At 68.5% G+C, this 21701-nt stretch carries 17 protein-coding genes and 1 pseudogene; 8 read left to right on the forward strand and 10 right to left on the reverse strand.

All coding sequences use genetic code 11. The features are described 5' to 3' along the window. The first annotated feature begins 17 nt into the window (after window positions 1–17). The 4 genes from VM780_RS04480 to VM780_RS04495 are packed head-to-tail and all read left to right on the forward strand — an operon-like array spanning window position 18 to window position 2574. Window positions 18–329 (forward strand): DUF2282 domain-containing protein, encoded by a 312-nt coding sequence (locus VM780_RS04480; RefSeq protein WP_325445530.1) that lies wholly within the window; start codon window positions 18–20, stop codon window positions 327–329. A gap of 25 nt (window positions 330–354) precedes the next feature. Then, on the forward strand, window positions 355–1275 hold the full coding sequence (locus VM780_RS04485) for a DUF692 domain-containing protein (protein WP_414652788.1): 921 nt from the start codon (window positions 355–357) through the stop codon (window positions 1273–1275). Next, complete coding sequence (locus VM780_RS04490) at window positions 1262–2056, forward strand: DNA-binding domain-containing protein (protein ID WP_325445532.1); 795 nt, start codon at window positions 1262–1264, stop codon at window positions 2054–2056. The genes VM780_RS04485 and VM780_RS04490 overlap by 14 nt, the downstream gene beginning before the upstream one ends. Next, entirely contained in the window at window positions 2056–2574 is a 519-nt protein-coding gene (locus tag VM780_RS04495; RefSeq protein WP_325445534.1) for a DoxX family protein, read from the forward strand. Before VM780_RS04490 ends, VM780_RS04495 begins: the two co-directional genes overlap by 1 nt. 659 nt (window positions 2575–3233) lie before the next feature. Here the strand turns inward: VM780_RS04495 and VM780_RS04500 are convergent. The 3 genes from VM780_RS04500 to VM780_RS04510 form a co-directional block, all read right to left on the reverse strand. Continuing rightward, window positions 3234–3875, reverse strand: coding sequence for a DUF1109 domain-containing protein (locus tag VM780_RS04500; RefSeq protein WP_325445536.1), 642 nt, complete (start codon window positions 3873–3875; stop codon window positions 3234–3236). After that, window positions 3865–4371: a sigma-70 family RNA polymerase sigma factor gene (locus tag VM780_RS04505; protein ID WP_325445538.1), complete on the reverse strand. Its 507-nt coding sequence runs from the start codon at window positions 4369–4371 to the stop codon at window positions 3865–3867. Before VM780_RS04505 ends, VM780_RS04500 begins: the two co-directional genes overlap by 11 nt. Before the next feature lie 387 nt (window positions 4372–4758). After that, window positions 4759–8436: a FecR domain-containing protein gene (locus VM780_RS04510; protein ID WP_325445540.1), complete on the reverse strand. Its 3678-nt coding sequence runs from the start codon at window positions 8434–8436 to the stop codon at window positions 4759–4761. Between the two features lie 222 nt (window positions 8437–8658). Here VM780_RS04510 and VM780_RS04515 point away from each other — a divergent pair, with 222 nt between their 5' ends. Continuing rightward, a complete protein-coding gene (locus VM780_RS04515; RefSeq protein ID WP_325445542.1) occupies window positions 8659–11121 on the forward strand; it encodes a cation:proton antiporter in 2463 nt (820 codons plus the stop codon). Window positions 11122–11124: 3 nt separating this feature from the next. Here the strand turns inward: VM780_RS04515 and VM780_RS04520 are convergent, their stop codons facing one another. The 6 genes and pseudogenes from VM780_RS04520 to VM780_RS04545 form a co-directional block, all read right to left on the reverse strand. After that, window positions 11125–13095: an adenylate/guanylate cyclase domain-containing protein gene (locus tag VM780_RS04520; protein ID WP_325445544.1), complete on the reverse strand. Its 1971-nt coding sequence runs from the start codon at window positions 13093–13095 to the stop codon at window positions 11125–11127. After that, a complete protein-coding gene (locus VM780_RS04525) occupies window positions 13096–13584 on the reverse strand; it encodes a Pycsar system effector family protein (RefSeq protein WP_325445546.1) in 489 nt (162 codons plus the stop codon). Between the two features lie 224 nt (window positions 13585–13808). Further along, a pseudogene (locus VM780_RS04530) lies at window positions 13809–14018 on the reverse strand (hypothetical protein); the annotation flags it as partial. Window positions 14019–14286: 268 nt separating this feature from the next. Continuing rightward, window positions 14287–16215, reverse strand: a complete 1929-nt coding sequence (gene fhuB / locus VM780_RS04535) for a Fe(3+)-hydroxamate ABC transporter permease FhuB (RefSeq protein WP_325445548.1) — start codon at window positions 16213–16215, stop codon at window positions 14287–14289. Between the two features lie 4 nt (window positions 16216–16219). Continuing rightward, a complete protein-coding gene (locus tag VM780_RS04540; RefSeq protein ID WP_325445550.1) occupies window positions 16220–17014 on the reverse strand; it encodes an ABC transporter substrate-binding protein in 795 nt (264 codons plus the stop codon). A gap of 104 nt (window positions 17015–17118) precedes the next feature. Further along, window positions 17119–19260 carry a TonB-dependent siderophore receptor gene (locus VM780_RS04545; protein WP_325445552.1) on the reverse strand — a complete coding sequence of 714 codons (2142 nt, stop codon included), beginning with the start codon at window positions 19258–19260 and terminating at the stop codon, window positions 17119–17121. A gap of 305 nt (window positions 19261–19565) precedes the next feature. Between VM780_RS04545 and VM780_RS04550 the strand changes: the two genes are divergently transcribed. The 3 genes from VM780_RS04550 to VM780_RS17580 are packed head-to-tail and all read left to right on the forward strand — an operon-like array spanning window position 19566 to window position 21410. Then, entirely contained in the window at window positions 19566–20432 is an 867-nt protein-coding gene (locus VM780_RS04550) for an AraC family transcriptional regulator (protein ID WP_325445554.1), read from the forward strand. A gap of 17 nt (window positions 20433–20449) precedes the next feature. After that, window positions 20450–21268, forward strand: coding sequence for an ABC transporter ATP-binding protein (locus VM780_RS04555; RefSeq protein ID WP_325445592.1), 819 nt, complete (start codon window positions 20450–20452; stop codon window positions 21266–21268). Between the two features lie 34 nt (window positions 21269–21302). After that, on the forward strand, window positions 21303–21410 hold the full coding sequence (locus VM780_RS17580) for a hypothetical protein (protein WP_414652789.1): 108 nt from the start codon (window positions 21303–21305) through the stop codon (window positions 21408–21410). A 71-nt stretch (window positions 21411–21481) separates the two neighbouring features. Here the strand turns inward: VM780_RS17580 and VM780_RS04560 are convergent. After that, a partial coding sequence (locus VM780_RS04560) for a DUF2380 domain-containing protein (protein ID WP_325445556.1) occupies window positions 21482–21701 on the reverse strand: 220 nt, incomplete at its 5' end.

The following is a 21701-nucleotide window of genomic DNA, read 5'->3' on the forward strand; positions in this document are numbered from 1 at the left end:
CCCAACGGGAGACACTTATGTCCGCACGTACCAAGATTTCCGCTGCCGTCCTGGCAAGCGCCGTCACCTCCGCGCTGGCGTCCGCCGCCGTCGCCGCTCCGCTGACCAAGGCGGAAGGCCAGGCGGCCGTCGCCGCGCACAAGGAGAAGTGCTATGGCGTCGCTCTGAAGGGCCAGAACGACTGCGCCGCCGGTCCGGGCACCACGTGCCAGGGCACCTCGACCACTGACTTCCAGGGTAACGCGTGGAAGTTCGTTCAGGGCGGCACCTGCGCCAGCATCGAGGTGCCGGGGGGCGGTCACGGCTCTCTGAAGCCCATCAAGTCCTGATCCTAATAGGCCGGGAGCGGAGGCGATGATGGCCGACGTCATTCACATCGACGGTCGGGATCCGACGCGAGATCTTCAGTTCCCGGCCTATCCGGTGTCGGGCCTCTCCGGAACTAGCCTGAAGCATGAGCATCTCCCGGCGATCGAGGCCGAACCTCAGGTGGGCTACTTCGAGGTTCACGCAGAGAACTACATGACCTCCGGCGGGCCGCCCCATCGTGTGTTGGAGCGGATCAGACGGGACTTTCCTCTGTCGCTACACGGGGTCTGCATGTCCATCGGCGGTCCGCAGCCAATCGACCGGCTTCATCTTGAGCGGTTCCGGAGACTGGTCGAGCGGTATGAGCCAGCTCTGGTGTCCGAACATCTCGCATGGTCAACCCATCAGGAGGTATTCTTCAACGATCTTCTGCCGCTCCCGTACAACGAGACGACGCTCGCCCATGTCGCCCGCCATATTGACGAGGTGCAGCAGGCGATTGGTCGGCCAATCCTGCTGGAGAACCCGTCCAGCTATGTCGCCTTCAGTGACACGACCATGAGCGAGATCGACTTCATCCGCGCGGTGGCGCGCAGGTCGGGCTGCGGTCTATTGCTCGACGTCAATAACGTCGCTGTCTCGGCGGTGAATCAGGGATTTTCGCCAGTACAGTATCTTTCCGAATTCCCGCTCGAGCTCGTTGGCGAGATCCATCTCGCTGGACATGCGCCCCAGGTAGACGACGAAGGCGGCCTACTACTGATCGACAGCCACGATCGAGCAGTCGCCGATGAAGTTTGGGACCTCTACGAAAAAGTCATCGGCAGCCGCGGCCCGGCTCCAACATTGATTGAGTGGGACAGCGACCTGCCCGAGTGGTCGGTGCTCCGGTCCGAGGCCGCGGCTGCTCAACGAATATTGGACAAGTACGCGGTCGCGACGGAGCGAGCCCGTGCGCTCGGCTGAGGATCACAGCACAAGGCGCTCGTCGACCTTCGCGGCGGACTTCGCTCCTGGCTTAACCGATCCGGGCCGGCCCACGCCGCCTAATGTGATCGGCCCAGGAAGCAAGAAGGCCGGCAAGCGCTACGACGTCTACCGCAACAACGTGACGGTCAGCCTGATCGACGCGCTGGCTGCGATATTCCCCGCGACGCAGCGCCTGACGGGCGTGGAGTTCTTCCGAGCGATGGCGCGCTTCCATGTGCGCGCGTGTCCACCGCACTCGCCTCTGCTCTTCGAATATGGCCGGGACTTTCCGGCGTTCATCAGTGCATACGAGTATGCGCGCGAACTGCCGTATCTGGCCGATGTCGCCCGGCTCGAACGCGCTTGGCTCGACGCCTACCATGCGGCGGATGCCCTGACGCTTTCGAGCCAGGCGCTTGCGGCCATCCCACCCGAGACGCTCGGAGACATCAGGTTTCAGGCGCATCCCGCGGCGCGCGTTGTGCGCTCTCTCTTCCCGGCCCTGTCGCTATTCGTCATGAACCGCGGCGACGGACCTATAGGCCAGGTGGAGTTCGCGCCCGAAGACGCCCTTGTAACCCGGCCTGACGCCGAGGTGTTTGTGCGCAGTCTGCCACCTGGTGGCGCCGTCTTCCTCAAAGCGCTGGTCGACGGGCAGACGCTCGACCAGGCGGCTAATGAAGCGTTCGACGCGTCCGAGAGCTTCGATCTCCCGGGAAATATCGCCGGAATGATTGAGGCGGGAGTCTTCGTCGCGATCAGCTCTGGAGATCACTGATGGAATCATGCCGTTACAGTTCGACTGAGCCTAAAGAGGCGCGCCTCGACCTCTTTTCGGCCGGCGACCGGACCGTCAGGCTAGTCGAAACGTTCGCTCAACCCTCGCTCGCGCAACTTGCGCTGCGGCTGGGGCTTGCGACGCCGTTCTGGAGGTCAGGTGTGCTCAAATGGGATGGCTTCCTGCAGATCAACGACACTGCGATCACGCTGTTCACTGACGAATTCCGACTGCATTTGCCTGGGGGCCCCTACGCCTTTCCGGCACCCGAAGCGTTGGCATTCGTATCGGGCTCGGTCGAGATCCTCGCGCCGATCTTCCTTGTGCTTGGTCTCGGCACCCGGCTGGCCGCACTCGTTCTGCTGGCGATGACGTGCATCGTTCAACTCACGGTCCCGGAGGGTTGGCCGGTGCATCTGACGTGGGCGGCGATGGCGCTCGCGCTGGCGGCGTGGGGGCCGGGGCGGTTCTCCCTCGATCGACTGGTCACGCGTAAGACAGGCGATCTCGGCGACTGAGGTTGGAAAACCACTCGCATCCAGCGCGAGCGGCGCCTCACCCAAAGGATGAAAGAAGAAGGCAGCCGCGCTTGCGGCCGCCTTCTTCTTTCATCGACCCTTTGTTGGATGATCTAGCTGGTCGCACCGAATATTGGCGTGCAGCTGTCATACATGTAGCTGATCGAGCCAGCGTCAGGGCGAAGACAGCCAGTATGCTCCGCGGTCGGGCGAGAATGTTCCGCTGCGCTCCTTCTGCCTCATGGGATCGGGGTGCGCAGCGCGCGTATAGCGTCGTGGGCTACGTCTGCAAACCTCGCGCGGAGAGGAGCGAAGCTGCAGCGGCGATCAGCGCGATCCATTCCGGTAGCACTTCCAATATCCTTCAAGTCTGTTCGTGGAATGCACCATCCCCAAAGAGATCTTGCGGGATGCGCACCTAGGAAGAGGCCCTTCTGGTGAGATCAAGTTTAGCAGGCCGAGTTGCTGTGTAAGCTTCGCCCTAAAAATATATCTGGGTACGACCAAACTATTATGCCGGGCGACAAGTTATCCGTGCTGAGCCATGCCGGTCACTACTGAGGGCCGGGATCTATAAGAATTCCGTAGTTCGGCCGATGTCGCTACGCCGCCCGCCCGGCTGACCGGGCTCGACGGTCGAAGACGCTCCGCAGGTGATCTCACCAACGGGCGATGCGCGGGAGGACGAGGCGAGCAAACAACGTCACCAAGCTGCAGCCGAGGGAGTACCAGACGGTGATATAAAGCGGATCCTCGAACGGGCAGGCGAAGACAAACACAAACGCTCCCCAGGCGGCAGCGGCTGCTCCGGAAGCCATCGCGGTTCCGCCGCGATCGATTGGCGCCCCCCGCTTCATCAGAATGCAGAAGGCGGCAACCGGCGGAATCGAGAGGGCGACCATCTTCCCGACACACTGAACGCCACTGATCCAGTTGAGGCGAACGATCAGGTTCGCCAAGCCGTCGCGAGAGGCGTCCAGTAGCCATCCGGCCGCAAGCGATAGACCGAACAAGGCGGCCACCAGCGCTAGACCTCGCCGCGGAGATCGCAGCGGGTCAAGAGACAAGACCGCCACGCAGCCGCTGACCGCTGCTATCATTCCGAGACTGGTGAGCTTCCACCAGAAGGAAGGCTGATGCATCGCCATCGGCATGTCGTCTCGCAGCATTCCAAGCGAGAGGAACAGCGCGATCTCTGCGGCGCAGAGGCCGAGCAACAGCAAGGCGTCCCCCCACACCGTGCGTCTGCGCACCGGCTTCAGATCAGACGCGAGTTGGTCGATGAGCGGCTCAGTCCGCATAGGCTTCTTGCCTCTGCAACAGGGAGGTTAGCTTCCGGAGGCCGCGGTGAATGTTGATCTTCACGAGCGAAGCCGATTGTCCTGTCGCGCGAGAGGCTTCCTCAACGCTGTAGCCTTCGATCTTGACCAAGCGGATCACTCGGGACTGCGCCGGCTTCAGCGTTGTCAGGAGTTGCTCGAGCAAGGACGCGCTGACGACGGCCACCTCATGATCGTCGACAGCTATGTCCTCATCGAGCGCGACTGTAGGCTTCGCATTCAGGCTCCTGATCGCATCAATCCACTTGTAGCGAGCGATCGCGCACAGCCAGGCCCTGAAGGGCCGAGACGGATCGTAGGTGTGACGTTTCTCGTGCACGGCGATCATGGTGTCCTGCACGGCATCGTCGACCATGCCGGCCGGCAAGCGCCGCGTGAAGTAGCGGCGAAGCCAAACCGCAATCTCCGGAAGCAGTCGACGATACGCGGCTGAGTCTCCGCTCTGAGCGGCGGCCATGAGAGAGTCCCATTCGTCCTGCGCTCCCGCGCCATAGGGTTTCACTGACGAAGTACCCACCGAGCCCGATCACGGCTGAAAATGCCGCTACCGCGAGAAGCGTCGCTTCCGCATTTGCCAAGTGAGTTCGGCAAGCCGGCGGAATTCGTTACGGGGAGGAGCAACTGGCTTCGCCCAAGTCGTGATCAGAGCGGCGCGAGAAGCGCGCCCATATCCGGGTGACCGAGTTCACTCCGGCGTTGGGCCGAGCCGCCACGACCCCTGCCCTGCCGCTCTCAGAGGGCGACGACCTGCAAACCCGTCTGTCCGGTGCCGCCGACCCATGCGCTTTTCGTTTTCAGGCTCTTCGGGTTGCCCTCATTCAAGCTCACGAAGCGCCCCGAGCTGTCAGAACCGCAGCCGCGCGGCGGCCGTCAGGGTGCGGCCGGAGCCGAGCAGATAGCCGTCGCCAGGCGTCAGGCCGAAGATCGGGAGGCGGCGGAGCGGCCCGAAGGTCTCGATCCGCTTGTTGAAGATGTTCAGCGCCTCGAAGTTCAGCGCGAGCCGCTTGTCGAGGAGCTCCCAGGTCGCGGCTGCGTCGGTTGTCGAGAAGCCGTCGAGATGCTGGCCGAGCGCGTCCCGCCGGTCGCCGAAGAAATTCTGCGCGACGGTGACCTTCACCATCGAGGGGTGCACGAAGCTCACTCCGACGCGGCCGTAATGCTTCGGAAGGAAAGGCACCGCCGCGCCTTTCGGCACGCCGTAGAAATAGCCGTCCGTCGCCGTCTCGTTCACCTCGGTCCAGCTTCGGGTGTAGGTCGCGAAGACGCCCACGCCCCCCGTCAGCCAGAGGTTCGCGCTCGCCGTCAGCCGGTCGATGTCGGCCGAAGGGATGTCGGCGGAGCGGAGCGACTCCGAGATCGGGATCGAGAGGCTCCTGGCCTCCTGGCGCTGGTATTCGAGCGCCGTGAAGAGGTGGCGGCCCCACTCCGCGTCCCAACGCGCGGCCAGGGTCTCGACGCGTCCAGCGAAATTGAGCGGGAGCTGCGTCGGCGTGATTCCGACGGTCGTGATGGGGCTGAGGGTCAGGATGCTTGAGGTCGCCGTGTCGCGCCGATAGGCGGCGCGCAGCCATTGCCCGTCGAACGGCTGCCAGGCGACGCCGATCCGCGGGTCCAGCCTCTCATACTCGCCGCGGCGGTCGACCTTGGCCTGCACGGCGAACAGGCCGGCCTCGATCTTGAGATCAGGCGTAACCTCCCAGACAGCGTCGCCGTAGATCTTCCACGCGTCCCCGTTCGGCCGGCTCGTCGTCGGCAGGAAAACGCCGCCGCCGTCGTCCGTGGTCTTGTAGCGCGCGACCGAGCCTTCCACGCCGTAGCGGAAGGTCACATCGCCGACGCCGACCAGATGGCTCACGGCGGCGGTCAGCTCGCGCTGACGGACCTTCTGCTCTCGGTCGAGGCCGAAGAAGATGAGCAGCGGGTCGGCGTTGACGCTGCGCTGGTCGATCGTGGTCCCCGCCACCATTGCCTCGAGCACGTTGCGCTCGCCGAACTCGTGGCTCCAGCCGACGCCGTTCAGGGTGACGAGCGAGCGGGAATGATCCGGGCGCGCGGTGGCCCCGCCGGGCGTAAAGGCATCCTCGAACAGCCGCGCGTCGTTCCGGTTGTGAGCGGCGAGGCTGAACAGGGTGAGCTTGTCGTACAGAGTCGGCTGCGCGCCGACGATGGCGAGGCCGCTCGCCGAGCGCGCGCGATCGTTCGGCGTCGGGCTGTCCGGCCGGTCCACCGAGCCGTTCAGATAGACCGCGACCGGATAGGGTTCCATCGTCACGGCCTGCACCGCGGCGTTGGACGTCCAGCCGATGTCGCCCTTCTCCGCGATGATCCCCGCCTCGAACGCAGCTTCAAAGAAGGGGTGGTGCGCGAGCGTTGTGCGCCGCTCGGAGCTCGCCACCGCAAGCGGCGAAAGCAGCAGCCCCTGCACCAGCGAGCTGAAGGCCGTCGGCCCGCCATCCGCGAAATCGTCCGGCGGCGCCTGCGAAATCGCTGTCGCGAAAGGATCGGCGCGGTTGACGATCGCCTGGTCGAAATAGGTGCTCGGCTCGAACGCGTCGGCGACGCGGTCGCCATAGTAGCGGCCCCACTCGTCAAGCTCGAGGAAGCGCAGGGCGGAGCCGACGAAGGATCCGTTCTGCCGGTTGGCGTCTATCGTCGCGTAGTCGCCGCCGCGTGCCTGCCGCCGCCTCAACGCCTCGCGCGCGCTCTCGATTGCCTCGTCGGCGCGGTACTGGTCGACGGCGAGGACCGATCGGATGGTCGGCGTCAGCGGGTCGTCGTCATCAAACTGGTCGGCGTTGTCCAGCGCCTGCTCCGCCTCCACCAGATCGCCGTTCTGGTAGTTCGCGATGGCGAGCGCGATCTGCGGGGCGGCCGCGTCCGGGCTGATCGCGGAGGCCTCCAGCAGCTTGCCGATCGCTTCCGCCGTCTGTCCGCGTGTGAGCAAGAGGAAGCCGCGGGCGTAGAGGTTGAAAAAGCCGCCGGGATCCAGCGCCTCCGCCGCCTCGATCTCCCGCTCGGCCTCAGCCACCCGGCCGTTGGTGATCAGGAAGATGGCGTAGTTCGAGTGGTTGAGCGGGGCGGCGGGGTTGAGGGCGATCGCCCGGAGATGCGCCTCTTCGGCCTTCCGGGTCGCGCCGCGTGCGTCCTCAACCAGACTGGTCTCCAGCCAGACATTGTCGAAGCCGGGCGCGATCTCCCGCGCGCGCGCGAGCTCGCGGCTCGCGCCTTCGAGGTCGCTCTCGACGACGTAGCGGTAGCGCGCCGAGGCCACCAGCACCCACGGGTCGTCGCCGTCAATGCGCCGCGCCTGCTCCAGCGCCTTCTTAGCCTCGGCCTTCTCGCCCAGCATCATGAAGAGCAGCGCGCGGCCGGCCCGCATCATCACGTCGTCGGGGAAGCGGACGAGGCCGCGGTCAAGAATCTCGATCCCGCGCTTCGGACCCGATAGGAAGCTTTCGACGCTCGCGCGCGCAATTATTCCCGTGGGCTCGGCATCGAAGCCGCCGCTCGGCGGAGGCGATGAGCTTTTCGGATCGGCCATCCGCCGTGCGGCCCAGGCGAGATAGGTCGCCGTGGCGCGACGCTTCGGGTCGAGCCCGCGTTCCGCCCGGTCGCAGAACGACGTCGCCTGCGCCCAGCGCCGCCCGCGCGCCTCGACGACGCAGCGGACGAGATCCGCCCTCGCCCGTTCGCGCGCGGAGAGCGTCTTCCGCTCCGCCGCCGCGAGCGCCGAAGCCGCCGCCGCGGCGCCGTCGTAGGTGAGCGCAATCTCCGCCAGCGTCAGCCAGTCGCCTGCGGATCGCGCCGCCTCGGGCCGTGCAAGGATCGCACCCCGTTTCTCGCGCTCCTCCCGCCGGCCGAGATCGGTCGGCGAAAGCTCGCTGAAGCTGTCGGAAAGATCGCGGTAGAGCATGATCTGCTCGCGGCGATCGAAGTTCACTAGCGTCACCTTGCGCGGTGCCTGGCCGACGATCGCTTCGGCGCCCTCGCCCCGCCGGACGGTGACGGAGCCCTGCGGATTCCGGAGCTCCACCACTCCGTCGAGCACGATCAGCGCGGTCTTCTTGCCCTCGGCGGTGAGCGACCAATCGGTGCCGCGGATCGCGGCCGCGGCGGCCGGCGTCTCGACGGTGACGCCTGACCCGCCGCGCGCGGCGCGCGCCCACATCGAGCCCTGCGGCAGCGCGAGCTGGGTCTCGCCGTTTGGACCACGCGCAACGTCCTTCACCACGAGCGTCGAGTTTCGGCCGAGTCGGATCTGCGTGCGGTCTTCGAAAAGGATCGCGAGATTGCCCGCCGCGTTGGTTCGGAGCGCGTCGCCGCCGATAAGGTTCTGCTCGATATAGACGGAGCGCCAGTCGGGCTCCGCCCGGAGCGCCAGCTCCTCGCCACCCTTGGTGGCGATCACCTTCGCCGCGATAGGCTTCGGCCTCTCGATCGGCCCCTCGGCGAGCGCCACCACGGGCCCGTAGACGAACCCGGCCGTCAGCACGGCCGTCCGCAACCACGACGCGCGAATCACGCTCGGTCTTCCCCCCGAAGGCCGCCCCCGCGGCCCGCCAGCGTGTGTTTTCACTTATCCGCGCTGGACGCAGCCTGCGTCTAGCACGGGTTACGCCGCGGGGAGAAGCGGCGGAAGCCTTCTGTGGACCGCCGACGGTTGTTGAGTTTCGAGGCCGCCGCCGCTAGAGCGCGTTGCCGCCGCGCGGCAGAAAGCCTGCGCGACGGGTCGGGGGCCGCACTCATGTCGATCGCCGTCGTCGTCCTTGTGCTCGCCGCGCTGCTAGTCGCCGTGAGCTTCGCGGAGCCCGTCGCGACCCGGCTGCGGCTCCCCGCGAGCGTGTTCCTCGCAGTCTTCGGCGTCGTGATTGGGACCGTAGCACTCGCGCTGCGGAACGGCGCGGCAGGGGAAGGCGTGGCTCACCTCGCTGAGACGATCACCGACCTGCCGCTGAGCTCGGACGCGTTCTTGTTCGTACTGCTGCCGGTCCTGCTGTTCCAGTCGGCGATGAACACCGACGCACGCCATCTCGTCGAGGATGCGAGCTCCGTCTTCATTCTCGCGATCGTCGCGGTGCTGGTCTCCACCTTCGTGATAGGCTTCGCGCTCGCGCCGTTCACGGGGGTTCCGCTAATCGCCTGCCTGCTGCTCGCGGCGATCGTCGCGACCACCGACCCGATCGCCGTGATCGGCATCTTCCGGGAGGCCGGCGCGCCCGCGCGTCTCGTGCGACTGGTGGAAGGCGAGAGCCTGCTGAACGACGCCGCCGCCATCACCCTGTTCTCGCTGTTCCTCGATCTTCTGGTGACCGGCGAGGCGTTCAATCCGACCCGCACCGCCGTGCAGGGGATTGTCATGCCGCTCGGCGGCGTGGCGCTCGGGATCGCGCTCGGCCGCTGCGCCGCGTCGCTGATCGGGGCGCTGCGGGAGGATCCCCTCGCGCCGACCTCGATCAGCCTCGCGCTCCCCTACATCGCCTTCGCGCTTGGCGAGCACACGCTGCACGTCTCGGGCGTCGTCGCCGTGGTCTTCGCCGGCATCACGCTCGGCGCTGTCGGGCCGGGCAAGGCGCCGCCGGACGGCTGGCGGCACCTTCGGGCAGTGTGGGAGCAGCTCGACTGGTGGGCGGCTTCGCTGATCTTCGTGCTGGCCTCGATCCTGGCGCCCAAGCTGCTCGCGGACGCCTCGGCGAGCGACTTCCTGCTGCTCGCGATCGTGGTGGTCGCCTCGCTCGTCGCGCGTGCCGCCATCATCTTCGGACTTATCCCCCTGCTCGCGCGGCTGAAGCTCTCGCCGGCGCTGAGCCGCCCGTTCCAGTGCGTGGTGTTCTGGGGCGGCCTGCGCGGCGCGACCACGCTTGTGCTGGCGCTCGCCGTCACCGAGAAGGACACGCTGCCGCCGGAGATCCGCAACTTCGTGGCGGTGCTCGCGACCGGCTATGTGCTGTTCACGCTTCTGGTGCAGGGCGTGACGCTCCGACCCCTGGTGCGCGCGATGGGCGTCGACCGACTGTCGCCCGTCGATCTCGCGCTTCGCCACGACGTGTTCGTCGCGGCGCGGAGGCGCGTCGCGGACAAGGCCCGGCGCGCCGCCGCGGCGCATGGCTTCGGCGCGACGCTCGCGCCGGCGGCGGAGAGCATGGAGGAGCCCGCGCCGCCCGCCGCCGATCGATCTGACCGGCTCGCGGTCGCGCTCGTCACCCTCGCCCGCGCCGAGCGGGAGCTGATCATGGAGCGCGTGCGCGAGCGGAGCTTGTCGCTTCGGCTGGTAAACCGGCAACTCGGCGACACGCGACGGCTCAGCGATCGCGCGCGAGTCGCGGGGCTCGAGGGCTATCGCGAGGCGGCGTCCGCTGCGATCGAGATCTCGCTTTCGGAGCGCATGGCGCAGTGGGCCGCGCGCCGCTTCGGCTTCAGCGGCTGGCTCGCCCATGCGCTCGCGGACCGGTTCGAGACGCTGCTGATCGCATCCGTCTCGCTGCGCGGGCTCGACCCGTTCATCGACGAGACGATCGAGCCGGTACTGGGCGCCGAGATCGCCGCCGCCACGAGCGAGGCGCTCGCCGAGCGGCGCGCCGCCGTCGAACGCGCGCTCGCAGCACTTCGGCTGCAGTATCCGGAATACGCCGAGGCGCTGGAGCGTCGCCTGCTGGGCGCCGCCGCCCTCCAGTTCGAGGAGGCCGAATACGACCGGCTGAGAGAGGACGGGCTGATAGGGCCGGAGCTCCACCGCGACCTCCTGATCGACATCTCGCGTCGCCGCCGGCTCGCGCACTCGCGGCCGGCGCTCGATCTCGGCCTCGACGCCGAGGCGCTGATCGCGAAGCTGCCGCTGTTCGTGGAGCTCTCGGACGCCGCGGTGAAGCGCCTCGCCTCGCTCGCGGAGCCCGTCTTCGCCCGCCCAGGCGAACGGCTGATCCGGCGCGGCGAGGCCGGCGACGCCGCCTATTTCGTATCCTCCGGGGCGGTGGAGGTTCTGGCCGCGAACGGCGCCACGATCCGGCTCGGCCGCGGCGAGATCTTCGGCGAGATCGCACTGCTCACCGACCAGCCGCGGACCGCCGACGTGGACTCCATCGCCTATTGCTCGCTGATCCGGCTCCGCCGTCGCGCCTTCCTGTCGTTCCTCGCGCAGAATCCCGAGATCGCGGCGAGGATTGAGGCGAAAGCCGCGGAGCGGCTGCAGGAGAGCCCGGTCGAAGCTTGACCGCTACTTCTCGGTCGCGGCGAACACGCCGGTCCAGCCTGCGGCGGGAGGCGCGCGCCGCACGGACGCGAGCCGCTCGCCCATCCGGGCGGCGTAGGCGGCGAGAGTCGGATGCGTTTGGAGACTGGCGAGCGCGGCCTCCGCCTCGTTCCAGCGGCCGGCGCGGTAGGCGGCGAGGAACAGTTCCTGCTCCGCAGGCGCGGCGCCGTCGAGCGCGGTGAACACGGCGACGCCGTCCGCCTTGCCCTTGACCGCGATCCGGTCGAGCTCGACCAGCGGACGCGTGACCCGCGTAGCCGTGGCCGCGCCGATCAGCAGCGGAACGCCGTAGAGCTTGGACGCGCCCTCAAGCCGCGAGGCGAGGTTCACCGCATCGCCCACCGCCGTGTAGTCGAAGCGCCGGTCGGAGCCGAGATTGCCGACGACGCAGTCGCCCGTGTTCACCCCGACTCCGATCGCGAGGCGGAGCGGTGCCTCGCCGGCCGCCCCCTCTGCGGCGAGCTCCCCGTTCAGCCGATCGACCGCCTTGAGCATGCCGAGCGCGGCCGCGACCGCGCGCTCCGCGTGATCCGGCGTGTCGAGCGGGGCGTTCCAGAACGCCATCACGCAGTCGCCGATATACTTGTCGATGGTGCCGCCTTCCGCGAGCACCGCCTCCGACAGCGGCCCGAGCAGCCGGTTCACAAGCGACGTCAGCCGCTCCGGATCGTCCTTCATGCGCTCCGCGAGCGTGGTGAAGCCGCGCACGTCGCAGAACAGGATGGTGAGCGTCCGCCGCTCGCCGCCAAGCTTCAGCGCGGCGGGATCGCTCGCGAGCCGCTCCACCAGCTCGGGCGCCAGATATTGCCCGAAGGCCCGGGTGATCTCGCGCCGCGCCCGGCGCTCCCGCGCATAGTCGAGCGCGGCACTCGCGCCGATCGTCAGCGCCAGCGCCAGCGCTGGCGGCAGCGGCGAGAGCCACAGATGCGCGCGGTCGAGCGCTAGCCAGCTTGCGCCGAACATCGCGAGGATGAGAGCCGCGGCGCCGGCCGCGGCCGGCCACCCCACGCGCCCGCCCCGGGCGAGACTCGCTGCCGCGAGCCCGGCGAGAGTGAGCGCCAGCCACTCAGCCCGGAGCGGCGCGGGCCTGACGAGGTCGCCGGCCCGGATGGCGTCGAACGCCGTCGCCTGTACCTCGACGCCGGCGGTGAGCAGGCTGCTTCGCGCGGTGAAGGGCGTGGCATAGGCGTCGGCCCCCCCCGCCGCCGCGTCCGCCGCGGTGTGCAGGCTCAAGCCCACGAAAACGATCTTCTCCTTCAGTGTCCCCGGCGGCAGGAAGCGCTCGGGATCGAGTGCTTGGTAATAGGAGACGGTGGCGTAGGTTCGCGGGCCGCCGCGGAAGCGCAGCCGGTCGCCGGCCCGCGCGGAGGAGGTCACGCCGAGTTTCGCGGCGACCACCGCGGCGAAGGCGTCCTCGCCCATCGGCGCGCTCCGGAGCACGCCGTCGCCGTCGAGGCTGACCGTCGCCAGCCCCATGTCGGCGCCGTTCGCGAGCAGTTCGGGCAGCGGCTCGACAGTGATCGCCTGCGTCGCGTTGGCGTCATCGATGACCGTGCGGTCAGCCGCGAACACGGTCTCCGGCCCCGCCGCCTGGGCGAGCGCCGCGTCCGCCGCCTCCGTGGACGGCTCGGAGAACACTATGTCGAGGGCGACGACCTTCGCGCCGGCGCCCCTCAGCGCCTTTATGAGCTCGGCGTGCCGGTCGCGCGGCCATGGCCATTGCCGGCGGAGTTCCGCGAAGGAGGGCTCGTCGATAGAGACGATCACCACGTCCGCAGCAGGCTTCGGCGGCGCGATCGTGGAGAGCCGGTCGAACGCCGGGGCGTCGAGCGGGGCGCGCCAAGGACTCGCGAGCAGCAGGCCCAGCAGAAGCGCGATGGCGGCTGCCGCCGCAGCCCGAAGCCGTCGCTGCGCGCGTTCGGCCCGGGCGATCACTCAGCGGGACAGCAGGAAGCAGACATGCCCACCGATCCCTAAGATCAGCGCCCAGAGCGCGATCCCGACGAAGCGGTATTTCTTATGACAGATCACCGCGAGGTTCGCGGCGTTGTCGGCGTAGCTCTGGGCGATGGCGGTGACGTCGCCGGTCATGGCGAGGTCGAGCGCCACCTGCCGCGCCGTCGGCCAACCGCCCCAGAACAGCGGACCGCCCGGCCGGCGCCGCGGGATGATGACCCAAAGCGCGCTGAGCAGCGAGATAGTGAGCGCCCCGGTGACGAACAGCGAGGCCGCGAACACGCTAGTTGGCGCGGCCGGCACCTCGAGCGCGCCGAGAAACGCGTGGCGGACATCCGGCGACCAAATGATCATCAGCATGATCAGCGACATAATCAGCGTCGCCTTCTGATCGGCGACTTTCAGCTGGTCATAGAAGGTGTCGTTGATCGACCTAAGATAGGATAGGCCGTCTTCGCCGCCGCGCATCGCCAGATTCCCCCAGACGCCGCACCCCATATTCGGGCGAAGCTGCTTTGCCAAGGGGGCCGCACGCGACGTGCAGCCCCTGACGTGGAGCTCGCGACACCGAGCTTACTCCGACTTCCTCCAGTCACGGCTTGTTAATCGGCGGCGAACCTCGACCGGTCATCGGGGTCCAATGTTGGCCCCTTAGAGCTGGCTGAGCGGTCGGAGCTGGGTTGCGCAGTTACTCAGGACCGATGTCCAGTGAGCTCGGGCGTGGTTTTTGAAGCGCCAGTCGCAGTGTGCGTGAGGCGGTGGAGCAGATCCGACCATCTTGCAGCGCCGAACCCGCTTGGCGATTTCCGAGAGCCAAGGTTGATGGTGACTATGATCGGCGTCTTCTCATCCCGGCGGCTGAACAGGTGGAACAGGAGCTGTCCACCGGACAGCGCGAACGGGAGGTAGCCAGTTCGTCGAGGATAATGAGGTCGAGGAGGTGAGGTGGTCGGCCAAGCGGCCGCAGCGGCCCACGTGAATTCGTCTCCGGTCTGTCGCCGCCCGACTCATGAGTGATCCCGCCCGATGGCCAGACTAATCGCCGTCCCATGCGCCGTTTTGGAGCGATCAGGGTCGTTCCGCTCGGACCAAGGAGCCGCCTCAGGACCAGAGAGCGGCAGGAGGCGAATCGGCTCCGGCTCGGCACGTCGGCAGGAGGCAAGTTTTTGGCTAGCGCCGGCGAAGCGCGATGAGGAGATAGCTGCCGCCGATCAGGGAGGCGAAGAGGCCGAGCGGGAGCTGGTAGGGGAAGATCACGGTGCGCGCGAGCAGGTCGGCGATAGTCATGAGGGCCGCGCCGGCTAGCGCCGAGCCAAGGAGATGCGGGCCGGCGCCCGCGAGCCCGGCCGCCCGCACCGCATGGGGCGCGACGAGGCCCACGAAGCTCAAGGGGCCGGCGATCATCGCCGCCGCGCTGGTCAGGAGCGCGGCGATCGTCGTCAGCGCGAGGCGCGCCGCCCCGATGCCGACGCCGACCGCGCGGGCGGTCGCGGTCCCGAGCGGCAGGACGTGGAGCCAGCGGAGCGTCGCTGCGGCCGGCGCGACGAGCGCCGCCGCCGTGACGACCGCCGCGATCGCCTGATCCGGCCCCAGCGCGTCGGTCGCGCCCGTGATCCAGGCGAGCAGCGCGAAGGCGCTTGGCGAGCCGGTCGCCACCACGGCGTTGAGACCCGCCAGGCAGAGCGCCGCGATCCCTGCGCCCGCAAGCAGCATCCGCTCCGGACCGAGCCTGCCGCGTCCCGCGACGGCCAGCATCACGGCGAGCGCAGCCAGCGCGCCCGCTCCCGCGCCCGCCATCTGCAACGGCCAGGACACGGCGCCGAAGCCCAGCAGTACGGCCGCGAGGCCGACGCCCGCCCCGGCGCCGACGCCGAGCACCTCGGGGCTCGCCAGCGGGTTCGCGGTCAGCCGCTGAAGGATCACGCCGGCCGCCGCGAACATCGCCCCCGCCGCGGCCGCGGCCGCCACGCGCGGGCCCCGGAACGGCAGAAGCTCGGCGAACTCCGCCGCGGAGGAAATCCTCCAGCCATGCGCGTCGGCCCCGACCCACAGCGCCGCGGCGATCGAGCCCGCCGCGAGCCCGGCCAGGACGGCGAGCACGCGGGCGGGCTCCCGGCGCCGTCCCCGCTCCGGAGCCGCGGGTCGGTCGGCGAGGACAAGGCGCGGCAGCAGCCACAGCAGCAGAGGCGCGCCCAGGATCGCGGTGGCGGCGCCGGTCGGAATCGCGTCGCCGGCGCCGAGACGCCGCACGAGCGAGTCCGCGAGCCAGAGCAGGATGGCGCCGATCACGGGCGAGACCGCCAGGATCCGCCCGGAGCGCGCACCCCAAAGCCGCGCGAAGGCCGGCGCGGCGAGTCCGACGAAGGCGATCAGCCCGACCTCGGCCGCGACCATCGCGGTCAGCAGCACGCCGATCGCGAGCGCCGCGATGCGGATGACGGGCGTCGGCACGCCGAGACTGCGCGCGCCGATCTCGCCGGCCGCGAGCGCCCCGAGTGGCCGCGCCAGAAGCAGCGCCCCGACGCCGCCGAAGCCCAGCGCCGCGGCGATCGCGGCGGAGGCGCGCCAGCCCTCCTGCGTCAGCGAGCCCCCGCCCCAGATCAGCAGCGCGAAGAGATAGTCGCCGCGCGACAGGATGAGCGCCGCGGACAGGGAGCTCGCGACCATGGCCACCACCATGCCGCAGAGCGCCACGGTCACGGGGTCGAGCTGTCGCCGCCAGGCGAGCGCCAGCACCAGCGCCGCCGCGCCGGCTCCCCCCGCGAAAGCTACGGCCTCGCGGCCGAACGCGCCCATCGCCGGGGCGAGGATCGCCGCGACGCCGAGCGCGAGCTGCGCGCCGGCGAAGACGCCGAGCGTCGCCGGTTCGGCGAGCGGGTTGTCGAGCGCGGCCTGAGACAGCGCGCCGGACAGCCCGAGCGCCGCGCCGGCGAGCAGTGCGACCGCGATCCGTGGCGCGAGGCTGTAGAGGACCAGGGCGCGATCGACCTCGGCCGATCCCGCGCTGAGGCTCGACAGGACGTCCTGGAGCGAAAGGGCTGCGGCGACCGCCGCCAGAGCGCCCCACAGGAGCCAGGGTCCGACAAGCGCTCGCGGCATGCGTTCAGCCGACCGCAATCGCTTCAAGGCCATCGGCGAGGAGCCGCGCGAAACGCTGCGCGGCCGGCAGCGCGCCATAGGGGTTCACAGCAGGGAGCCCGAGGAAGCGGCCGGAGGCGACCGGCGGCATGGCGCGCCAGAGCGGGCTCTCCCGCACGGCGGCGAGCGCCGATGGCGGGCTTGGGCCGACATTGACCACGATCGCCTCCGTCATCCCGGCGAGGGCCTCGACCCCGACCGCGGGAAAGGCGCCGAAGCGCGTCGGAGCGGTCCAGGCGATCGCAAGCCCCAGCCGCTCGGCCACGTCGCCGAACATGCTGTCGGCGCCGAACGCCCGGAAGTGACGCGCATCCGCGAGGTTCATGATGAGCACAGGGCGGCCCGCCGATCGCGCGAGCCGCGCGCGGGCGGAGGCGAGCTCCGCGTCGGCCTGGGCGACCGCCCGCTCGGCCTCGGCGCTGCGGTCGATGCGCCGGCCGAGGTCGCGCGTCGCCGCGATCGCCGCCTCGTAGGGACGACGGCCCGGCTCGTAGATCGAGTAGTTCGCGACCGGCGCGATCCGCGACAGGAGGCGGGCGCGGTTCTCGTACCAGGGGGAGATCAGGATGAGGTCGGGCCGCGTGTCGAGGAGCTGCTCGTAGCTTATCGAACCTCGCAGGCCGAGGTCTGCGGTCGAGCGGGGCACGACCGGCTCCACCGCGGCGGTGCGGAACAGCACGAGTTCAGCCGCGGCGACGGGCGCGACACCGAGGGCGAGCGCGGTCTCCAGCATCGCCCAGTCTATCGCCGCCAGCCGCATGGCTGGGTCCGCGCGGGCGGCGCCCAGACAAGCGAAAGCCGCGGCGCCGGTGAGGACGCCGCGGCGGGAGAGAAAACCAGGCCGGCGGACCGGCCTGTCGTCGTTCACCACGTGTAGCTCGCCCTCACCAGCGCTTTGCGCGCCTCGCCATAGGAGCACACATTGATGCCCTGGCAGCCGGAGACGTAGCGCTTGTCGAACAGGTTCGTCACGTTGAGGCTGACCTTGTAGGCGTCCCACTCGTAGCGCGCGGCGACGTCGAACAGGGTCGCGGCCGGGACCTTGACGGTGTTCGGCTGCGTCGCCTCGGACTTGCCGAGATGGCGCACGCCGCCGCCGAGGCTGAGGCCCTTCATGGCCCCGGTCGTGAAGGTGTAGTCGAGGAAGGCCGAGGCGATCACCTCCGGGACGAGGAAGGGCTGCTCGCCCACCAGAAGCGGGTTCTCGTCCTTCAAGATCTTCAGCTGGTAGGCCGTGAACGCTCCGATGAACTTCCAGTTCTCGTTCAGGTTCGCCTGCGCCTCGAGCTCGAAGCCGCGCGAGCGCACCTCGCCGAGCTGCGTCTGGACCGTCGTCGGGGAGGTCGTGCCCGAAACGACGTTCTTCTTCTTCAGGTCGAAGACCGACGCGGTGAACAGACCGGAGAACCAGGTCGGCGCCCACTTCACGCCCGCTTCGTACTGGATGCCGGTCTCGGGCTTGAATGGCGTGCGGCCGATGGTCTGGAACGCCGCGTTCTGGATGTTGTTGGCCTGCACGAGCGGATTGAACACGCTCGCGATGCTGACATAGGGCACGACGCCGTTCGCGAACTCGTAGCCAAGGCCCGCGCGTCCGCTGAAGCGGCCCTTGTCGAGCTTGACGTCGGCGCCCGTGTCGTTCGGAAGCGGCTTGTAATCCCCGTTCAGCCACATCCTGTCGTAGCGGCCGTTGAGCGTCGCGATGAAGCCGCCGCCGAAGCGGACCTGGTCCTGAACATAGAGCCCCGCCTGATGGAGCTTGCTCTTCTCGTCGATATAGGGCGAGCCGAACGACGACTGGACCTCGTCGATCTCATAGAACTTGTAGTCGAGGCCAATGAGGAGGGTGTGATCCAGCCCACCGGTCGCGAACTTGCCGACGACATTGTTGTCGGCGGTGAAGCTGTACGACTTGGTGTGGTGGTTGAACGGGATGAGCGAGAGCGCGGTGGCGCCCGCGCTCGGCCGCGGCTGGAAGCCGTAGCCGAACGGGTAGATTTGCGCTTCCTTGAGATCGGCGTAGGCGAACCGCGCCTTGGAGTTCACCGTCCAGACGTCGTTGACGTCGTGATTGAACTCGTAGCCGGCCATCGCCTGGCGGCGGTCGTACCGGTCGAAATCGGAATCCGAAAAGTTGTCGCGCCGGCCGATGCGGCCGAGATCGATCGTCCCGTCGACCGACGTCGCGCGCTTCACCGTGCCGTAATAGGGCAGGAAGTCGCCGCCGCCGTGCTTCTGATCGGCGTGCTGGTAGTTGGCGTAGACGGTGAGATCCGTGCCTGCGTCCGGCGAATAGGTCGCCGCGCCCTGGAAAACGCCGCGGATGCCGTCTTCGCGCTTGCTGTATCCGTCGCCGCCCTCGAACTTGCCGGTGAAGCGGTACTTCCAGACCGGCGGCAGCGCGTCTCCTTTCGTGACGACGCCGTTCGGCACGACCTTGTTGATGTCGAACGCCGCAAACGCCGTGGGATAGTTGTCGATCCCGACCTCGACCTGGCCGAAGTCGTGGTCGAGCGGACGCTTGCTGACATAGTTGATGATGCCGCCGACATTGCCGCCGCCGTAAAGCGCCGCGGATGCGCCGCGCAGCACCTCGACGCGCTCGAGCAGCCACGGATCGGTGAAGAAGTTGCCGAAGGCGTAATTGTAGAGCTGCATGCCGTCGCGATAGACGCCGGTCTGGGTCGCGTCGAAGCCGCGGATGTAGAACCAGTTGGTGTCGCTGTCCTCGCCGAAGGGCTGCGCGAACACGCCCGCCGAATAGCGCACCGCCTCGTCGGTCTTTATCGCGCCGAGGTCTTCCATCTGCTCGCGGCCGACCACGCCGATCGATTGCGGGATGAGCTTGATCGGCGTGTCGGTCTTCGAGCCGGTGGTGGTCGCGACGGGCGCATAGCCTTGCACGGGCGCTGTCCCGGCGCCCTTGTCCCCGATCTCGCCGCCGCGCCCCTGCCCCTGCACCTCGATCGCGTCGAGCTGCGTCGACTGACCGGCCTGCTGGGCCATAGCAACTTCAGGATGCGCAATCACCGTCAGCGCTACGCCCGCAAGCAGAACCGCTCGCATATTCGTTACATAGATCACTCTCGTCCCCGGTATTCTCATCATCTGAGATCTGCAACGGCACGGTCTCTTTAGAATGTATCTATTCTAAACTACGATCTCGTGTCTTGACTGCCCTGATGCGGCCACTAAGAGTGCGCGGCAGCGCTTACGTATTGTATGTTTTTGGCTTCGTAATACTCAGAGCCTTCTGGTGTGCCCGTTGCGCACCAGAAGGAGGGGGGCGCAGCGCATAAGGGCCGTAGGTCATGAGCACGTTCCGGCCGCGCATGACCTCGGAGAGACGCGGCATCGCCGTGACCGGCGCGCCGCTCGCTCATTCATCGGATATCGGGCTGGTCGAGATCTGGCGGGCGCGCTGCGAGCCCGGGGCGGGAGGCGACTATGTCTCCCGCGACCCGCGCCTGTTCGTGGTCATCGAAGAGCCCGCCGCCGAGATCCAGCTCGATGTCGGCAAGGGCGTCGGCCGCGCCGCGTCCCGTAAACTCAGCGCGAGCTATGTGCCGCCGGAGGTTCCGCTCCGCATGAGCGTCGCAGGCTCCACCGTGGTCCGCCATCTCGACGTCCATTTCGACGTCGAGCGGCTCGGGCCGATCTCCGGGCTCGATTCATCCAGCGCGGGCGCGCCAAGACTGATGTTCTGCGATGAACGGATCCAGCGTTTCGCCCGCCTCATCGAACATGCCTGCGCCCGAGGCCGGTCCCCGCTCGGCCTATATGGCGACGGGCTGCTGGCGGCGCTGGTGGCGGCCGCCTTCGCGCCGCCCTCCCGGCGCCCGGCGCGCAGCGCGCTCTCCGACCGGCAGCTGCGGCTCGCGGTCGACTGCATCGAGGAACGCTGCGCCGAGACGATCCGGCTGAGTGAGCTCGCCAGCCTCGCTGGTCTTTCGGAAAGCTATTTCAGCCATGCCTTCAAGGCCGCGACAGGCATGCCGCCGCATCGCTGGCAGCTTCAGGCGAGGGTGCGGAAGGCCAAACGGCTGGTCGAACGCGCCGAGGCGCCGCTGAGCGACATCGCCAGCGGGCTCGGCTTTTCGGACCAGGCGCATTTCACGCGCGTGTTTCGCGACCTCGCCGGCTGCACGCCCACCGAGTGGCGGGCGCGAAGTCGATGAGCTGGCGGCTGGCTCGCATGTATGGAGACGTCTCGACGACGACCGATGCTGATCCGGCGTCGCCGGCGACGTTCGAGCTCTCGGAAGCGTCCTGCGCGGTCGATGGCCGCGCGCTCCTGGCGCCGCTCTCCGCGACCTTCGCGCCCGGCGCCGTCATCGGTCTGGTCGGCCATAACGGTTCGGGCAAGTCGACCTTGCTGAAGCTCATGGCGCGCCAGCAGACGGCGACGGCTGGAGTGATCCGCTATGGCGGCCGGCCGATCGGCGCCTGGCGCTCGCGCGAATTCGCGCGCGAGGTCGCCTACCTGCCGCAACAGCCGCCTTCGGCCTCGGGGCTGACCGTCCGGGAGCTCGTGGCGCTCGGGCGTTATCCCTGGCATGGCGCGCTAGGCCGCTTCGGCCCCGAAGACGCGCACGCGGTGGCCGAGGCCATGAGCCTCGCCAATGTGGAGGTCTTCGCGGGCCGCAGGGTGGAGGAGCTTTCGGGCGGGGAACGCCAGCGCGTCTGGCTCGCCATGCTGGTCGCCCAGCAGGCGCGCTGGCTGCTGCTCGACGAGCCGACCTCTGCGCTCGACGTCGCCCACCAGATCGAGGTGCTGACGCTGGTCCGGAAGCTCGCCGAGACCGGCGGCCGCGGCGTCGTGGTGGTGCTGCACGACGTCAACATGGCGGCCCGGTTCTGCGACGAGGTGGCGGCGCTTCACACCGGGCGGATGATCGCGCGCGGCTCCCCGGCCTCGATCATGGCGCCGGACCGTCTCAAGGCGATCTACGGCCTCGCCATGGAGGTGCTTCGCCACCCGGTCGACGGAACGCCGCTCGCCTTCGCAAGCTGAGCCGCGCCCGCCGTTCGGCGAACTGCGCCACCGGATGAATAACCTGCTCGCGGTGGCGCAGTCGCTCGCCGGTCAGACCACCACTGAGCGCGGTCCGCGGAGGAATATGGAGATTTCTTTCGGGGCCGCTTCAGCGCGCTGATCGAGGCGCAGGAGGTGGCCTCGCCGAGACCGGTTCGGTGCACCTGACGGATGCGGCACAACAACGAAGCCTCACCGAGGGGCGTCTAGGATTTGCCGGGCCCGCGTCAAAACCTTGTTCTCCAGCAACCACTCGACCGCACGGGGCCACGAATAGTCGGCGCCGACGCGCATGTCGGTCGCAAAGCTCCCGACCACCGTCCCAGCGCGCGCGTCGCGAAACTGCATGTGAAGCCGGTATTCGGTCATGCTGAGCTTGGTGACGACGCCGCGCAGCGACTGGTCCGCCCCA

It is taken from the genome of Hansschlegelia sp. (genome assembly GCF_035538955.1).
Classification (GTDB): domain Bacteria; phylum Pseudomonadota; class Alphaproteobacteria; order Rhizobiales; family Methylopilaceae; genus Methylopila.